This window comes from Shewanella sp. AS1 (genome assembly GCF_021412565.1).
Classification (GTDB): Bacteria; Pseudomonadota; Gammaproteobacteria; order Enterobacterales; family Shewanellaceae; genus Shewanella.
This window is the reverse complement of record NZ_JAKCLJ010000006.1, coordinates 120,619-139,244: the sequence shown is the minus strand read 5'-3', so window position 1 is coordinate 139,244 and position 18,626 is coordinate 120,619. Positions and strand designations below refer to the sequence as shown.

The following is an 18,626-nucleotide window of genomic DNA, read 5'->3' as shown; positions in this document are numbered from 1 at the left end:
GATCTCTCCAATCGATACGTCATTCTTTAACTTAAATCAGCCGACAGATCAGGGTTTGCGACCTGATACATCACATAATCGTGATAACCTGTGATGATTTTATAATAACCACAGAGTTCGGCATCGAGCTGAGGGTCGCCACTATCCACAATTAACGGGCGTCCTTCAAGTGCTTTTAACTTAGTTTTCGTCGCTAGGATAAGAATATTCTCTTTGCCAAGGCGCCTTATTAAGGCGGGTAAAAGCTGCTGATTGCCCCGTCCTAATATATGGCCCTGGCCACCAATCAGGGTGATCACTAACTTACACGGCCGCTCTTGCGTCAGTTCAAGCAGCTGCGCGGCGCTCAAATCACTGGCGATTAAATTTTGATTTTCAATAAGATCGACACCAAGAAGTGTATTGTCCAGCCCAAGCTCCTCCATTACAGCAGCGACAGTACTGCCAGAGCCCATGATAAACAGCTCATCATCCATCTGCTCAATCACTTCGGCGGCGATATCGCTGAGCACCAGTTCATCGACCTCTTTGCCGCCCATCTTGACCGCCTGAATATAACGGGGCTCGGCTGGCACTAACATCTCGCCAAAACACTTGGCTCGCACTGTGCCCTGACGAAAAGCGACCTCATCTATGTCCATTACATCGGCCGACATCAGGCTAACTAACTGGCCATCGAGCAGCATCTTCAGCACCTTGCCAGATGCGTGGGGAGTGATACCGTAAACTCCCGAGTGAATTTTCACCCCGGCAGGCACACCCAGCACAGGCTGACGCTCATCCAGTGCCATGAACAGATCTCGCGCCGTACCGTCGCCCCCGGCAAATAGCAAGAGATCGACCTCCTGCTCGGCAATGGCTTTTGCCGCCAACTGAGTATCTTCACTGCCAGTTGTCTCACCGGCCTGATAGACAACGGAGACAGAAAAACCCAACTCGGTAGCTAAGGCCTCTCCCATGCAGCCAGAGGCGGTCACTATCTCGATACGGCTACGGTAAGCCAAAATAACTTCCAGAGCCTGAGCCATTCGAAGATGGGCTTTAGGCTCGGCACCACGCGCCAAGGCTTCGCTGGCAACGCCATCGCTACCTTTTAATGCAACACTGCCGCCTAATCCGGCGAGCGGGTTAATGATCAACCCCAATCGAAATCGGCTATTCACATCCATTCCTTCTTCTTATTAGCCTGAATCTAATTATGCGCCGTCAATTCTACCTCATTTCTGGCCTGATATTGAGGAATAAGTCCCACGAATAACATGGCAAACAGGGCACATACCGCCGCAGCCAGCCAGCAGAGCCAGGTCTGGGTGCCATCGCCCCAAATAATACCGCAAAGCCAGGTTCCTAGTGCCCCCCCCACACCGAAACTGAGGCTGGCATAGAGTGCCTGCCCCTTACTGCGATTACGTACATCGAACCTTTGGTGCACAAATTGTATCGAGGCGGCGTGGACCAGGCCAAAAGTAAAGGCATGCAGAATTTGGCTTAACCCTAGTAATGCAGCGTATTGCACGCCAAACGCCATCAAGAGCCAGCGCAGTGACGTGAGCGCCAGACTCACCAATAACAAACTTTTGGCGCTGTAACGTGCCATCAGTTTAGGGGCAAACATAAACATCACTATCTCAGCCATGACCCCTAGGGCCACAAATACGCCAGCAATAAACTCACTGTAGCCCGCCTGCTTCAGATAAAGCACAAAGAAGCCATAAAAGGGGCCGGCACTCATCTGCAATAGCAGCGCGGACACCAAAAACCAGAAGATACCGCGATCGAGTTTTAATTGGCCTTTACTGTTTTGCCAATCGTTTGTGACCCGGGTATTTGGCAAAGATAAGGCGCAGCCAAGCAACCCCAAAAACAGAGCAAACCCCACAAAGGGCAAGATCTCTGTGCCCCATTGGCTAATACCATAACCCACTGCGACCACGAAGATCAGGTAACCTAAACTACCAAAACTGCGGACCTTGCCGTATCCCCCACTATTGGCGCCCAGGGTTTCCAGAGTGATCACTTCAAGCTGGGCTAAAATCGCGTTCCAGAAGAAGGTATAGATAGCCAGGCTAACGGCAAGATAGACAAAACCACCTTGATAGAAAAAACTCAAAAACGCCACCGCAGAGCAGGCGGCACCGAGCTTCACCAACTGCCCCCGCATGCCGGTTTTATCCGCCACCACGGCCCAGATATTGGGTGCAATAATTCGGGTGGCCATCAAGATAGCGAGCAGAAAGCCAATCTCCTGGGCATCGAAGCCTCTGTGCTGGAAAAAGACCCCAAGATAAGGGACTAACACCCCAAGGATGGCAAAAAAGAAGAAGTAACAGGCACTGATCCAACTCAGTTGATGCTGGGTACTCTCAGTGCTCTCATTACTCTCACGAGACATGATCGACAACTTAATCTCTCAATAAATGGCCTGAAAAAGCCTAAAAACAGAAATGAGTATCGACACAAAGTTAAAGCAGCCATAGGGCAAAGAAGGTACAAACTGTACCCTCTTATTCAACTCATTTGTTACTCAGTTATTCGAGCAGCGACTAGCGCATGCCTATTACAGGCGTCTGGCTGTGAACATCGGCATTTTGCGCCCTGTGACGCAGCAGGTGATCCATCAACACAATAGCAAGCATGGCTTCGGCAATGGGCACGGCTCGGATCCCCACACAGGGATCGTGACGGCCTTTGGTGACAACTTCTGTCACATTGCCATCGACCGTGATGCTCTCACCGGGCACACTGATACTTGATGTGGGTTTCATTGCGATATGCGCGACTATGGGCTGACCCGAGGAGATCCCACCTAATATGCCACCGGCATGGTTTGAAGCAAACCCTTGGGGCGACATCAGATCCCTGTGCAGAGAGCCTTTCTGATTTACCACAGCAAATCCATCGCCAATCTCAACGCCTTTTACCGCATTGATCCCCATGAGCGCATGGGCGATATCCGCATCGAGCCTGTCAAAGACTGGCTCGCCCAACCCAACGGGGACATTGGTGGCAATCACTGATACTTTGGCTCCGATAGAATCACCGGATTTTTTCAGCTCACGCATATATTCATCGAGCGCCTCTAGTTTATCGGCATCGGGAAAGAAAAAGGCATTTTGCTCAACCTGAGTAAGGTCGACTTTATCGGCCATAATCGGCCCTAATGCCGACAGATAACCGGCTATTTCTATGCCGTGAACCTGCTTGAGGTATTTTTTGGCCACGGCACCAGCCGCCACTCGCATCGCGGTTTCTCGTGCGGAAGAACGCCCGCCGCCACGGTAATCCCGCAGGCCATATTTTTGCTGATAGGTATAATCGGCATGGCCCGGACGGAACTGATCTTTGATGTTGGAGTAGTCCTGACTGCGCTGATCGGTATTTTGGATCAACAAACCGATAGAGGTGCCTGTGGTTTTGCCTTCAAATACCCCTGACAGGATCTGCACTTCATCGGCCTCGCGTCTGGCCGTGGTGTAACGAGAGGTACCGGGGCGTCGACGGTCAAGATCGTGCTGCATATCGGCTTCATCGAGTGCTATCCCTGGAGGACACCCATCGATAATACAACCTAGCGCTTTACCATGGCTTTCACCAAAGGTGGTGACCACGAAGTTTTGACCAATACTGTTTCCCGACATCTGTTTCATTCACCTCTTATCGCTGGATAGCTTTAGCATAACCTAAATTTTATCTACCACTTATGGCTAAAAATGCTGACCTATTCACTTTAGTCAGTTAACCCAAAGTCGCGAGACTTACTCGGCATCTTTAAAAATCACAAACAGCGACTCATTTTCAACTAACTGCTGTCGCGTTAGGACGAATACACCATCGCCCCCATTTTCAAAGCTCACCCAGGTGAAAGGCACATCTGGGAACTGTTCGATAAGGTGAACCATAGAGTTGCCCACTTCAACCACCAACACGCCATCTTCAGTGAGGTAATCGGCGGCATTGGCTAAGATGCGCTTGGTTAAGTCTAGGCCATCACGACCCGATGCCAGTCCCATCTCAGGCTCATGGTGATATTCATCAGGCATATCGCCTAAGTCTTCTGCATCCACATAAGGTGGATTCGACACAATCAAATCATATTGCGGCGCACGAGGAATGGCAGAGAAGAGATCCGACTCGATGGGGAAGACTCTGTCCATCACATCTAAGGTTTCAATGTTAATTTGTGCCACATCCAGCGCATCTGTACTTAAGTCGAGCGCATCAACTTCGGCATCTTCAAACTCGTAAGCACAGGCAATCGCGATACAGCCACTGCCGGTGCAGAGATCTAGGATACGATTAACAGGCTTATTATATAACCAAGGGCTAAATCGATTAGCTATCATCTCGGCTATGGGTGAGCGAGGCACAAGCACCCTTGAATCTACAAAAAATTCGAGTCCGGCAAAATAGGCTTTATTAGTGAGGTAAGGCACGGGCAGACGTTCACGGACACGGCGAATGATCAATTCAACGATTTTATGCTTCTCACTGCTGGTTAAATTTGCGTGGATCACTTGTTGACCTATCTCTTCTGGCAGATGCAAGGCATGGAAAACCAAGGCGATTGCTTCATCCCAGGCATTATCAGTGCCATGGCCATAATAGATATTAGCATCGTTAAAACGACTCACAGCCCAGCGCAACATATCACCTATGGTACGCAATTCAGTGACGGCTTCATCAACAAAAATCTTATCCAAAATTCACTCCCGCTTTTTAATTCTGCTTCATTGTAACTGAACTCTATTCATAAGGCATCGGATTCAATAAAATAGCAAGATGAATAAAGAAAAAGATGAAGATATGGCACTCTTTTCTGCGCTGACTAAGGGCATGAAACCCTTAACGCAGGATAAGCGCCATTTTCGTGAACCGCCGAAACAGAAGCGCGAGTTAGAACTCAAAACCACTCAGCTGCATGCCGATAGTTACTTTTCCGATACCTATCAGCCCCATCTGCCGCTGGAGGGTGCGATGCGTTGGGCGCGGGAAGATGTGGATAGTCTCGAGCTCAAACGGTTACGCCGAGGCGACTATCAGCCCGAATTGCTGCTCGATCTACATGGTATGCGGCAAACCGAAGCTAAACTCGAACTCGCGGCACTTATCCAGGCTTGCGTAAAACAGCACTGCGCCTGTTGCTGTGTGATGCATGGCCACGGCTTAGGCATTCTAAAACAAAATATTCCCATGTGGCTGGCTCAGCATCCTCAGGTGAAAGCCTTTCATAAAGCCCCTAAGGAGTGGGGAGGCGATGCGGCGCTGCTTGTCTTAGTCGAGATAGGTGAACATCCTAGCTGGGATTAACTAGTATAAGCTGCTCTTTGAGCTCTTCAGATAATCTGGTCATCTCCGCAGAAATAGCGGGAATAGCGCTAAAAAGAACAAAAATAAGGCACAAAAAAAGGACGCTAAGCGTCCTTTTTACTTTCTACTTTTATTTTTAGCTTTACGCTTTCTTTTAGCCTAAAGCCGAAATAAGCTTTGCACAAACAATGCTAAGCAAACAGTCACTATCAGCCCACTGTATGTGGGTTATGCTGCCAGATGATCTCTGTTTCCCTGCCCTGCTTCTCAATCAAGGTAACCCCTGATGTGGCAAAAAGCGGTGGCTCGACGCCTGCAACCAATTCACTGACCATATAACCGAGTAAAGGCATGTGCGCTATTACCAATACCCGCTCGGCGCTGCATTGCTCAGCATAAGCCAGTACTAACTCCACGGCCGTAATGGGGTCAGATGAAGGAGTCAACTCATCGAAAACTAACCATTTTTTCGGTTCAGGGAAATGCTTACTCACCTCTTGCCAAGTCTGTTGCGCCCTCAGGTAGGGGCTAACAACAACCAAGTCAAAATCTTTGATACTCAAGGCTAACCAATTACTCATCAGCCCTGTTTGATAACGACCGACATCGGACAAAACACGTTCTCTATCGGAATGTGCGTTGTACCCAGCCTCACCATGGCGCATCAAGAATAGCTGCATACTACTTCTCGCTGTATATTTTGTTATTAAGCCAATTGTAACGCTAAAGTCATAGTCAACAAAACTGAACTGAGTCAATAATTAGTCGAATATTGGATAAGTTATTTGCTAAAGTTTACTTTGAAGCCCAATATGAAGACTTATTGTTTTTTCAGTCTTTATCAACCATCTTGGTTTAGCAATTTTGCGACATTAAGGATCCTCGACTCTTGCCAGCTCCAACGCAGATCACTAAAAGCCCAAACGATCATCGCCAGTATCAATACCTTCAACTTGATAACGATCTAAAAGTGCTCTTAGTCGAAGATATGCAAACCTCTCAAGCCGCCGCTTCTATGGCGGTCAATGTTGGCCATTTCGATGATCCTGTCTCTCGCCCCGGAATGGCCCACTTTCTGGAGCACATGTTATTTTTGGGCACTGAAAAATTCCCGACACCTGGAGAGTATCACGCCTTTGTCAATCAACATGGTGGCAGCAACAATGCCTGGACAGGCACAGAGCAAACTAATTTCTTTTTCTCCATCGACTGTCAGGTATTTGAAGAGTCATTAGACAGATTTAGCCAATTCTTTATTGCACCTTGCTTCGATCTTGAACTGGTTGATAGAGAACGCCACGCCATCGAATCCGAGTTCAGCCTTAAGCTCAAGGATGATGTACGCCGCACCTACCAGGTACAAAAAGAGACAGTGAATCCCAAACACCCGTTCTCAAAATTTTCTGTGGGTAACTTAACAACCTTGTCCGGTAGCCAGCAGATGCTGCGAGAGGAGTTACTCGCTTTCTATCAGCAGCATTACAGCGCAAATTTAATGACCCTGTGCTTGGTTGCCCCGCTGCCACTCGATGAGCTAAAACGCCTGGCGCAAACCTATTTTGCGGCCATCAAGAATCATGGACTGGATAAGCAATATCCTGATACACCTATATATGATACGGCGCAGCTGCAACAAGAGATCAATATCGTTCCGCTAAAAGAGCAAAGACGCGTTGCAATTACCTTCTCCTTGCCCGCAATCAACCTGTTTTACAAACGTAAACCACTCACTTTTATCAGCCATTTATTGGGATACGAAGGCAAAGGCAGCCTCCTGAGCTACCTCAAGCAACAGGGGTTAGCCAGTAACCTTTCGGCCGGCGGAGGGGTGAATGGTTACAATTTCAAAGATTACAACATCAGTATTCAGTTAACCGAAAAAGGCCTGAACAATTTAGACGATATTATTCGGGCGGCATTTGAATATTTGGAGCTGATTAAAAATCAGGGGCTGGAATTGTGGCGTTACGAAGAAAGAGCCAATCTATTAAAGCTGGCCTTTAAATATCAGGAGCAGATAAAGCCGCTGGATCTCGCCAGTCACCTCAGCATCAATATGCATCATTACGAAATTGAAGATGTTATCTATGGTGACTACCGCATGGACGGTTTAGATCCTGAGCAAGCCAGTGCTTTGCTGGCAAAAATGACACCGGATAATATGCGTTTGCAACTGATCGCGCCTGATTTAAATACCGAGAAACAGGCCGCCTGGTACCACTCCCCATACCAAGTCAAACCCATTGCAGCTAAGAGATTAAAGGCCTGGTACACACCAGAGGTTCGCCAGGCGTTAACCTTACCGGATGCCAACCCTTTTATCATCAGTGACTCAATCGCCCGCCCAGACAAGAGCCTTCATCCTGTCCCCACTGTGGTGTGCGAGGAAAACGGCTATCGGATTTGGCATAAAAAAGATGATGAGTTTAAGGTGCCGAAAGGACATATGTACTTGTCTCTCGACTCAGATCAGGCAGCGTTAACCCCAAGACATGCGGCCTTGACCCGCTTATATGTCGAGATGTTGCTCGATCATCTCACCGAATTTACCTATCCGGCAGAAGTTGCAGGACTCAGTTACAATATCTACCCCCATCAAGGCGGGATCACACTGCACTTAACTGGCTTTACCGGTAAACAGGAAGCCTTGCTGTCCCTGCTTATTAATAAAGCAAGAGAGCGCAGTTTTACGCCTGAGCGCTTTAAGCAGATAAAAAAGCAGATCCTACGTACCTGGTACAACCAAAGCCGAGCAAAGCCAATCTCACAGCTCTTCACCAGCTTATCTGTGACATTACAGAAACGCAGTTTCGAACCCCACAGAATGGCAGAGGAACTGGAAGAGATAGACTTAGAAGATCTTCACGAACATGTGCGCAGTTTCTATGAGAAAATCCATCTCGAAGGCTTAGTCTACGGCGACTGGTTAACCAAAGAAGCGCAAACATTAGGAAAAAGACTGGAACATATTCTCTCGCTGGTCTCCTCCCCTAGTCCGGAGTCTGAGCGAGAATTGATCAATCTGACCAACATGGGCACAGTGATGCGGGAAGTATCGGTCGATCACCAAGACAGCGGCATCATAGTCTATTACCAATCGGCAGAGACGACTCCGCTGAAAATGGCCTTGTTCAGCTTGTTAAACCACACTATGTCATCCACCTTTTTCCATGAACTGAGAACCAAAAAGCAATTGGGTTATATGGTGGGTACAGGTTACCTACCGCTGAATCGATACCCTGGAATGATTTTCTATATTCAGTCTCCTTCTACTGGCCCTTTGCAACTTCTACAAGCTATCGATGAGTTTATTGCAGACTTTAATTATGCGGTTATGCAAATTACCAATGAGCAATGGCAACAAACCAAACAGGGATTGATTAATCAGATAATGGAGCACGACCCTAATCTGAAGACCCGCGGACAAAGATACTGGTCAAGTATTGGCAACAAAGATTATCAATTCAACCAAAGGGAATCTGTTGTCGAGCAGATAGCCGATTTAACCCGTGCAGAACTCATCAAATTCATGATGAAAAAGATGAGAACCAAACGCGGCGACAGGCTGATACTCTTTACAACGGGTAACGAACATCAGCACCAAGAAAGATTAATGTCAGACAAAATGATCACAGATCTGCGCACCTTTAAACAGCAAGCACCTAAGTTTAATTATTAAACAGACTCTGGAACAAGATTAACCAATTGTTTGTCCTGTATAAAATAATCTTCCATACAAAATTTTTCTGCTAAAATGGTTAAATATTCAGCAATACTAGTCAGTACTTACTAAAAAAGGAGTACTGACTGTTAACCTGAATGGCGCTAGCATATGTAACCTTATTTTGACAAAACATTCACTTTCTGAAAAAGTAGTCTAAATAACTCTTGCCTATGCATTTTTGGCTAATAATTAATCGTAAAAAGATGGCTAAAATTTTGAAGACATTCATACAGACTCTCCTACTGGCTCTCGCCTTTACCAGCCAGGCTTTCGCCGATGAACCACAGGCCAATTACCCTATACTCAACCTTGAACACTACAACGTTCAAGAAGGCCTGTCTCAAAGCACAGTCACTTCAGTGGTAGAAGACCAATATGGGTATGTCTGGATAGGTACCTTGAATGGTTTAAACCGCTTTGATGGTAAAAATTTCAAACACTATTTTGCTTCAAATGATGGCTCTTCATTACCAAGCCCATTCATTAGAAGCTTATATCTAGATAGTAATGGGAAGTTATTAATTGGAACTGATAAAGGCTTGGTTATTTATAATAATGAATTAGATAACTTTGATGACATTGAAAATATATTAACACTTAAAAGCTCACCGATTTGGTCAATAACTGAATATAATAAAAACTTAATAATAGGCACCAATAATGAAGTTTTTATTTTTAACAATGAATCATTTTATTTAACAAAAAAAATCGCATATCCATTCGATGGAGCAAAAAACACTATACTGACTGATGATGCATTATACATAAGAACATCTAATGGCGATGTTTTAAAAATAAAAAACAGTGAAAGTAGCGAAGTTAATAAAATAGAAAGCAATGTTACATCTATAAACAAAATCAATGGTGACATATTTGCAACTAAAAATGAAAATTTGTTTTCACTAGAAAAACCAACCAAAAAAAATACATTAAAAAGAATTAAATCCATATCTGAAAGTGACAAAAATACTTATGCAATTCATGAAAACTTTATATGCGAGTTTAACAGCATTAATAAATGCGCTGTTATTGGATCACTTGAAATAAATGAAGAGAACAATGATAGAGTATCTATTTTTCAAGGGAATAAAAACATATATGTGTCAATTCAGAGTAATGGAATTTATATATTTAAAAAAGAAAAAAAATTAATTGAAAACTTCTTAACATCGAAAAACATCTGGTCAATAACATCAATAAATAATAGTGAAATATTAATAAGCTCAGATTCACCTATTATTGAGGTATATAATGACAACATTATTAATATAGATAGTTATGATACGGGTATAACAGGACCAAAATCTGCACTTATTATTAAAAATAAAATATATATTGGAACATCTAAAGGTTTATACTCAATTGACAGAGTCACAAAAGAAAAAGTCCTACTCAATGAGGGGAGCTTTTTTTTAGTAAAAAAAGATCCTAACAGCAACGAAATTGTAGCAGGCAGCTTTAATGGGAAGCTAGTCAAACTAAATATAAAAAACAATTACAAAGATGAAATTATAGTTGATGATGGAAACCCAATATTTGACATACAAATCCACAACAACACTTATTGGCTCGGAACACAGTTCGGATTATATGAGGTAAATCAAGGTAAAATAAATAAAGTCGTAGATGCAGATCTTGTTAGTAGTCTGTACCTAGATGAAGACAACATTTACTTTGGAACAAGAGATTCACTATCAAAAATAAATTTAAAAACCAAGATTAAAACTAAAATTTTATCCACCAAAAAACCTATATATGCAATAACAAAACACAATCAAAATATAATAGCCTCTTCTAATGCTGAGATAATAGTGTTGGTAGATGACAAACCTTACATTTTTTCATTAGAATATGGCAGTCAAAAGGAATACAATTCACAAGCTATGTCACGGATGGGAGATAATATATATATAGGTGGCATCTCCGGTCTGAGTAAAGCCTCTCTGGATGAAATAAATTCTTTTATAGAACAAAAATCACCCCCAAAAATTGTATTAGATGAGTTATCAGTATTTAATATGCCGGTAAACATCGATGGGACAACGCTCAGTAAAAACTTAAATTTTACTGATAAGTTAGCCCTTAAGTATTCAGATTATCCGTTCACATTGACTTTTGTTTCCCCTGGAAACATGGATAAAGCACTGCAATATGCTTATCAGATGGAAGGCCTATCTGATAACTGGTTGATATCCAAAGGTACTAACTCAGCTACATACACAAACCTCTCTCCAGGTGAATATAAGTTCAATGTTTATGCTATCGATCCTCTGACGAACGAAAAAGGTCAAATAAAGAGCATCAACATAGAGATCACTCCACCTTGGTGGAGTTCATTAAGTGCCAAAATTATTTATTGCACTATTGTATTGATTATTTTGGCATTAATAATTAAAGCCTTCTTGAAACGCCAAGAGATCCAGAGACAGATAGCTGCTTCCGAAGAGCGTCTCAAACTGTCTCTATGGGGAAGTGGTGATGAGATGTGGGACTGGAACATTGAGACAGGTCATATCTACCGCTCTAACATCTGGGGCTCGTTAGAGTTTCCTCGTGATGGTCAGCGTTCGGGTGAGTCCGGTGAAGAGAGTAATATTCACCCTATGGATCAAGAGCGGGTCAATACTGCTCTTAATAAGCACTTTTATGGCGAAACCGATCATTTTGAGGCCGCATATAGAGTCAAAGGTAAGAATAATCAGTGGGTATGGATCTTAGATAGGGCCAAAATTGTGGAGCGCGATGAGAATGACAAAGCCTTGCGTATGACAGGTACCATTAAAAATATCCATAACTTTAAACAAGCAGAAGAGCAACTTAGACTCTTTGAGCGTGCAATTGAAAACATCTCTGAAGGCATGTTCATCCTTGACAGTAAGTTTAATTTTGTCGAAGTAAACCAGGCATGTTGCGAACTATGCGATCGCCCCAGAGACTATTTTATCGACACATTGTTTAAATTTGATCTCTATCCTGACAGCTATTCCCAGCAGATCCGCAATATTCTCCAGCAACAAGGTAGCTGGAGTAATGAGATAGAGTCCTCTAAAGGGGATGGTTCCAAGTTTTTAATGGAGCTAACTGTCGATGCCATTTACGATGAAATGGGAGTCTTAACCCACTATGTTGGCGTATTCTCTGATATTTCTCGCCGTAAACGCCAAGAAGAAGAGTTAAGAAAACTGACCAACAGCGATATGCTAACCAACCTGCCAAATCGCTCAAGCCTTATGGTGACCCTAGGGAACTTAGTAAAAAAAGACACCCACCATACCCTCATGGTGCTTGACCTAGATAACTTTAAAAAGATCAACGATTCCCTCGGACACCAGGTCGGTGATGAACTTCTGATTAAAGTATCTCGCAGAATCGAATCAACTGTCCCCTCTCACACCAGTATATATAGGCTGGGTGGCGATGAGTTCGCAATACTCATAGACAATAACCCCGATATTGGTTCCAGTGCAGTGATCGCTCACAATGTCGTAGAAGCCTTTTCCAGCCCCTTCGAGCTGACAAGTGAGCGCGTTGTCGTCAGCGTCAGTATCGGTATCGTACTCTACCCTGAAGACGATCAAAATGAGCAGGCGCTGCTCCGTAAGGCCGACATTGCCATGTATCATGCGAAATCTGCTGGCGGCAATCGCTATCAATTCTATTCGGAGTCCCTGAATCGTAACGCAATACGCCAACTGGAAGTAGAAAACCTCATCCGTGAAGGCTTACGTGACGACCTATTCGAAGTTCATTATCAGCCCAAGATCGATCTGCGCAGCGGAAAGATGGCAGGGATGGAGGCCCTAGTTAGATTAAACCATCCTACACATGGCTTAATCCCACCTGGTGAGTTTATTCCTCTAGCCGAAGAAAATGGCCTGATTGTCGAAATAGGTGAATTGGTGCTGCGTAAAGCTTGCTTCGCAGCGCAAAAATGGCGCCGAGAAGGTCTATTCGATGGACGAGTTGCCGTCAATTTATCGTCACTCCAATTCGCTCTGCCCGATCTTCAGGACAGAATAACGTCAATTTTACGTCTCACTCAGCTTCCTGCTGCCAATTTAGAACTGGAGATCACCGAAGGAACCGTGATTAAACAGCCAGAAAAAGCCATTAAAGTCATGATGCAGCTCTCTAAGATGGGCGTTCACCTGGCGTTAGATGATTTTGGCACAGGTTACTCATCCCTGTCCTACCTGAAACGCTTCCCTATCAATACCCTAAAAATTGATAAAGCCTTCGTGGATGATATCGACAAGTCGGATCGCGATCTTAAGATGGTCGACTCAATTATCACTATCGCTCATAACATGGGCCTATCTGTTGTCGGAGAAGGGGTCGAAGAAGCGTCACAACTGAGCATATTAAAAGCATTGAAGTGCGAGGAAATTCAAGGCTTTATATTCAGCAAAGCGGTCAAAGAGGAAGAGTTTACAGTCCTGCTTAAGAACGATCTTGTTGCGCCACAGCCACTGAGAAAAACCAAATAGCACAGCCTGACCGATCAAAAAACATACATTTATTTAACTAGTTTAAAAATATTTTTAAACTTTGGCACAACATCTGCATTAATTCTCTCAAGCGTCAACAACACGTTGGCATCACAAGTTAAATAACACTGAGAGAATAAAGACTATGATTAAAGGATTAGTTACAGCAGCTGTTTTAGCAGCCCTTTCATTAAATGTTGTTAACGCAAATGAAGAGCAAACCCAACCTGCAAAAGTAAAGGAGTTACAAACTGCAGGCTACCCTTATGTAAAATTCAAACCTGTTGAAGTTGCTGGCTATCCATACGTGAAATTTAAGCCAATGGATGTTGCCGGTTACCCATATGTCAAATTCAAGCCTTTAGAAGTTGCTGGCTATCCATACGTGAAATTCAAGCCTGTTGAAGTTGCCGGTTACCCATATGTCAAATTCAAGCCTTTGGAAGTTGCTGGTTACCCATATGTGAAATTCAAGCCTGTCGAGGTTGCTGGTTACCCATACGTTAAATTCAAGCCAATGCAAGTCGCTGGTTACCCATACGTTAAATTCATCAACTCGGCAGTGGCTTAGGTCTTAAGGAGAATCATCATGTTAAATTCAATCAAAAAAGCTCTTGGACTGAACAGCAAACCACAACGTAAGAAAGTACAATTACCTTCTGGTTTAGAGCATTTAGAAGTGATTTCAGCCAAAGGTTGGTGGAACTAATAGCCGCCACAACATTGCAGCAATAGCGCTGTTAAAAACAAAAAGGAGCATAATTGCTCCTTTTCTGTTTCGCGCGTTACTGCTCAGGCGTTCTAGTTTGGGTGTACTAGTTTGGGTGAATTAGCTTAAGCTCGCACGACTATACAAGCTAAAGGCGTATAACTACGGCTCCCTTGCCCTGAGCTCGCTTTAAAGCAAAGCGTTTATGAGTCAACAATAAGGGGTAGCACAAGGGGCCTGAAATCAAGCCTAACAAGGCCCAGCGCTTAACATTTAGCCCAGATCTGAATGCCAGGTTTCCCATTACCAGACTACTTGTAATTAATGCACCGACCACAAACAACATAAACAACCCTCTTTAACAACAGATGCAAACGACTGATAAAAATGACTGATGCGGTCGAATGACTCACTCAAAAAACCTTTTAAAAGCCCATAAAACACTCAATAGAATCAGTTCCGCTGGCATAGGTTTCAATAAACAGGCAGGCATATTACCCAAACAGCTCAGAGAAGTGAACAAAAAACAGGCAAAAAATAGCCATAAGGCAAACAAAAAGCGGCATTAATTTGCCGCTTTTTTGAACATCTCAACACTTTTATAAATTACTTTATGAGTTTAAGAATGGAAAGTCTCACCACTCGCAGCCATTTCAATCAGCCTGCCACATGGCGTAAAGCGTTCACCATGAAGCGATACGTAATGATTCAGTACCTCAACCAATTTATCTGCACCTAAGGTATCGATATACCTGAAGGGGCCCCCTAGGAAAGGGGGGAAACCAATACCAAATATGGCACCAATATCACCATCACGAGCTGAGGCAATGATCCCCTCTTCGAGACAGCGAACCGATTCGTTAAGCATCTGCACAATGCAGCGCTGAGCCAACTCTTCTCTATCGCCACTCTCCGATGGCGCTATCCCTAGCACTTTATACACACTCTCATCGACTAACTTCTTCTTACTCTTAGCGCCATATAGATAGAAGCCTTTGCCATTCTTGCGCCCCTTACGCTCATCGAGCAATAACTTATCGAAAGCACTCGGCGCTTTGAAACGATGGCCTAACTCTTTCTCCAAAATAGGTGCAATTTTGGCCCCAACATCTATGCCAACCTCATCGAGCAAAGTCATAGGGCCAACGGGGAAACCAAATTTCACCAACGCTTTATCGAGGTGATTAACACTCTGCCCTTCGAGCAGCAAATTAGCGGCCTCATTCATATAGAGCGCCAGAATACGGTTCACATAAAAACCCGCGCCGTCTTGAACTACTATCGGCGTTTTCCCCTGCTTCCTGGCGAATGCCACTGTGGTCGCTATGGTTTGAGCTGATGTGCCCTTATGAGCAATCACTTCAACCAGCGGCATCTTCTCAACAGGTGAGAAATAGTGCAGACCGATAACATTTTCAGGGCGCGTTGCGGCCTCGGCAATTTGCGAAATAGGCAAAGAGGAGGTATTGGATGCAAAAATTGTCTGCTCGTTACACTCACGTTCAACCTCTTTGACCATCTGATGTTTGAGGTTTAAATCCTCAAATACCGCTTCGACCACAATGTCGGCATCCTTAACCCCTTTGTACTCGGTTGTGGTCGTCATGAGTGACATCAGATTATCTCGCACCGCACGGGTCATATGCCGGCGCTTTACACCCTTATCGAGCAGCTTGTAGGCATAGGACAAGGCATTACTCAGCCCCTTTTCATTGATATCTTTCACGCGCGCAGGAATTTTCGCCTTAGTGGTCGTAACCGAGGCAATGCCGCCGCCCATCAGGCCACCGCCCAACACCATGACTTTGTTGACAGGCCTATGCTCGACATCGCCCGCCCCTGACTCCTTCTTCATTTCTGTTGTCGCAAAGAAAATGCTTCTTAAGGCAGCAGATTCCGGCGAGATAACCAGATCGCCAAAATGACTGGCTTCAGTCTCTAATCCCACCAGCATGCCTTTGCTCATTCCCTGGCGCACACAGTCAATTATTTTCGCAGGAGCAGGATAATTCCCCTGCGTCTTCTTATAAACCTGCTTCAATGCCTGATCGAAAATAATATTTCGTCCGATACTGTTAGACTCTAACAGCCTGCTTATCAGTGATTGCCTAGGTTTTAACGGCACTTTTTTACCATTTAGCGCCATTTCAATGGCGGTTTGTAACAGAATGGAGTGCGGCACCACATCATGCACTAAGCCGAGTTTCAGCGCCTGTTTAGGTCGTAACTGTTTACCCGTGAGCATCATATCCAGCGCAGCCGTAATCCCCACTAAACGCGGCAAACGCTGAGTCCCGCCACTACCAGGAAGCAGACCTAACTGCACCTCAGGCAAGCCCATCACAGTCTTGCTCTCTTCGCTGCACACTCGCAGATGACAAGCCAGCGCCAGCTCCAAGCCGCCCCCTAAACAGGCGCCGTGGATGGCAGCAACCACAGGAATATTAAGTGACTCAAGCGCAAAAAAGACCTCATGCCCCTGCTTAGATAGCTGCCTAGCATCCTCACGAGTCTGGCATGCGCCGAGCATGGAGATATCGGCACCGGCAATAAAGGAGTCCTTTTTACCTGAGATAATCACTAATCCTCGGATCTGACTATCCGCCTTAATTTGAGCAAGAATGTCACAGATCTCGGGTGCAAAATCACCACGCAGGGTATTCATTGTCTCACCCGGTACATCCATGGTGAGCACTGCAATGCCATTTTCAAGACAATTTAGGTTAAAACTCTTTTCCATAAGATCACTCCACTTCCACTATCATAGCTGCGCCTAAACCGCCTGCGGCGCAAGCGGTCGCCAAACCAACACCGCCACCACGGCGCTTGAGCTCGCGGCAAAGCTGAGTGATTAAACGAGTACCGGTTGCGGCAAAGGGGTGACCATAAGCCAAAGAGCCACCAAGCACATTAAACTTAGCCATATCTATCTCACCTATGGCGCGACTGCGTCCCAGTTTTTCCTCGGCAAACTTTTTAGAAGCAAACATCTGCATATTGGCCAGCGTCTGCGCCGCAAAGGCCTCGTGCATCTCAATCAGAGTCAAATCCTCAAGCTCCATTCCGGCGCGCTTTAGTGCTAGAGGTGTCGCATAGGAAGGGCCCATCAACATATCCTGCCATACGTCTATGGCGCTAAAAGCATAGCTCTTGATATAACCTAAAGGCTGATACCCCAGAGCTTTGGCACGGCTCTCACTCATCAGAAGCACAGCCGAGGCGCCATCGGTTAACGGCGTGCTGTTCGCGGCCGTCACTGTGCCGTGCTTACGGTCAAAGGCGGGACGCAATTTAGCGTAAGACTCCAGTGTGGAGTTGTCGCGAATATTATTATCACGCTCGATATAAGCCGTATACGGCGGTACATGGGCTGTCATAACCTCATCATGCAACAGGCCAGCATCCCAGGTTTTCGAGGCTAATGTATGAGAACGATGCGCTAAGGCATCTTGGTCGCTACGGCTGATATTATAGGTCTTGGCCATCTGCTCGGCGGTTTGTCCCATGGATAGACCGGTTGAGTATTCGGCAACGGCTGGCGGTACAGGCAGTAGATCCTTTAACCCCAAACGTCTGATGATAGCGAGCTTCTGACGGAAACTGCGCGCTTTATTCAAGTCGACTAAGGCATGGGCCAGTTTCTTGGATACCCCAATTGGCAACACAGAGGATGAGTCTGCTCCACCGGCAATACCTATCTCAATGTTGCCCGTTAAAATCGATTCAGCCACATTGACGGTAGACTGAAAACTGGTGGCACAGGCTCGAGTCACACTGTAGGCATCGGTCGCGACATCCATACCTGTACCTAACACGATTTCCCTAGCGATATTAGGTGCGGCAGGCATTTGAACAACCTGGCCATAGACTAATTGCTCGATGGCATTGGGGTCTAGCTCAGAGCGTGATAGCAGTTCATTGACCACCATTTTTCCCATATCCAACGCAGAGACGCCATGAAATGCGGTCGCTTGTTTCGCGAACGGGGTTCGCAGCCCCATCACAATCGCAATACGATCGCCCTTTGCATTCCTTACTTGCTGTAACTCACTCATTATCTATCCTCATACCCGCGGCCATCACAGGCATATCTAGTGTGGTTTCCCTACTGTGGTTTCCATACTGTGGTTTCCCTACTCTCTTGTCTAGCTACACGACTCAACAGGTCTGACCATCAAAATGTGATCTGATTCTAACTTCTTATTATCTGATTTTAAACACCTGTTTGGTTTTTAATAAGCCACTCTCGGGAAAGTACTGATTAATATTGCTTAATAAAGGCTATTTCACACCACAGCGCAGTTTAAATCCCAGATAGGCCGTGCTAACGTATTCCCACTTGTAAAGGTCAGTTGGCTGGGTTGCCAGGGAGAACCGCACAAAGCTTATCCAGATGATT

11 protein-coding genes are annotated in these 18,626 nt (G+C 45.1%); 4 read left to right on the top strand and 7 right to left on the bottom strand.

Translation table 11 applies throughout. The annotated features are described in order from the left end of the window. Positions 1-26: 26 nt before the first annotated feature. From LZP69_RS10295 to prmB, 4 genes are all read right to left on the bottom strand, one after another. Positions 27-1,163 carry an ATP-NAD kinase family protein gene (locus LZP69_RS10295; protein ID WP_234200414.1) on the bottom strand — a complete coding sequence of 379 codons (1,137 nt, stop codon included), beginning with the start codon at positions 1,161-1,163 and terminating at the stop codon, positions 27-29. Positions 1,164-1,192: 29 nt separating this feature from the next. Beyond that, complete coding sequence (locus tag LZP69_RS10290; RefSeq protein ID WP_234200566.1) at positions 1,193-2,392, bottom strand: MFS transporter; 1,200 nt, start codon at positions 2,390-2,392, stop codon at positions 1,193-1,195. Between the two features lie 151 nt (positions 2,393-2,543). Further along, the gene (aroC, locus tag LZP69_RS10285; RefSeq protein ID WP_234200565.1) at positions 2,544-3,638 is read right to left on the bottom strand and encodes a chorismate synthase; all 1,095 of its coding nucleotides are present in this window, start codon (positions 3,636-3,638) and stop codon (positions 2,544-2,546) included. A gap of 117 nt (positions 3,639-3,755) precedes the next feature. Next, positions 3,756-4,700 carry a 50S ribosomal protein L3 N(5)-glutamine methyltransferase gene (gene prmB / locus LZP69_RS10280; RefSeq protein ID WP_234200411.1) on the bottom strand — a complete coding sequence of 315 codons (945 nt, stop codon included), beginning with the start codon at positions 4,698-4,700 and terminating at the stop codon, positions 3,756-3,758. 79 nt (positions 4,701-4,779) lie between these two features. On the opposite strand from prmB, the gene smrB reads away from it, so the two are divergent. Then, a complete protein-coding gene (gene smrB, locus LZP69_RS10275; protein WP_234200404.1) occupies positions 4,780-5,307 on the top strand; it encodes an endonuclease SmrB in 528 nt (175 codons plus the stop codon). Positions 5,308-5,516: 209 nt separating this feature from the next. Here the strand turns inward: smrB and sixA are convergent, their stop codons facing one another. Further along, positions 5,517-5,987 (bottom strand): phosphohistidine phosphatase SixA, encoded by a 471-nt coding sequence (gene sixA, locus LZP69_RS10270; RefSeq protein WP_234200398.1) that lies wholly within the window; start codon positions 5,985-5,987, stop codon positions 5,517-5,519. Positions 5,988-6,196: 209 nt separating this feature from the next. Here sixA and LZP69_RS10265 point away from each other — a divergent pair, with 209 nt between their 5' ends. The 3 genes from LZP69_RS10265 (at position 6,197) to LZP69_RS10255 (ending at position 14,089) form a co-directional block, all read left to right on the top strand. Then, positions 6,197-8,986, top strand: a complete 2,790-nt coding sequence (locus LZP69_RS10265; RefSeq protein WP_234200396.1) for an insulinase family protein — start codon at positions 6,197-6,199, stop codon at positions 8,984-8,986. Positions 8,987-9,234: 248 nt separating this feature from the next. Next, positions 9,235-13,518 (top strand): EAL domain-containing protein, encoded by a 4,284-nt coding sequence (locus tag LZP69_RS10260; protein WP_234200394.1) that lies wholly within the window; start codon positions 9,235-9,237, stop codon positions 13,516-13,518. A 145-nt stretch (positions 13,519-13,663) separates the two neighbouring features. Next, positions 13,664-14,089, top strand: coding sequence for a hypothetical protein (locus LZP69_RS10255; protein ID WP_234200391.1), 426 nt, complete (start codon positions 13,664-13,666; stop codon positions 14,087-14,089). A gap of 757 nt (positions 14,090-14,846) precedes the next feature. Here the strand turns inward: LZP69_RS10255 and fadJ are convergent. Together fadJ and fadI are read right to left on the bottom strand one after the other, a co-directional pair. Further along, on the bottom strand, positions 14,847-16,967 hold the full coding sequence (fadJ, locus tag LZP69_RS10245; protein WP_234200388.1) for a fatty acid oxidation complex subunit alpha FadJ: 2,121 nt from the start codon (positions 16,965-16,967) through the stop codon (positions 14,847-14,849). A gap of 4 nt (positions 16,968-16,971) precedes the next feature. Next, positions 16,972-18,282: an acetyl-CoA C-acyltransferase FadI gene (gene fadI / locus LZP69_RS10240; protein ID WP_234200387.1), complete on the bottom strand. Its 1,311-nt coding sequence runs from the start codon at positions 18,280-18,282 to the stop codon at positions 16,972-16,974. Positions 18,283-18,626: the final 344 nt, after the last annotated feature.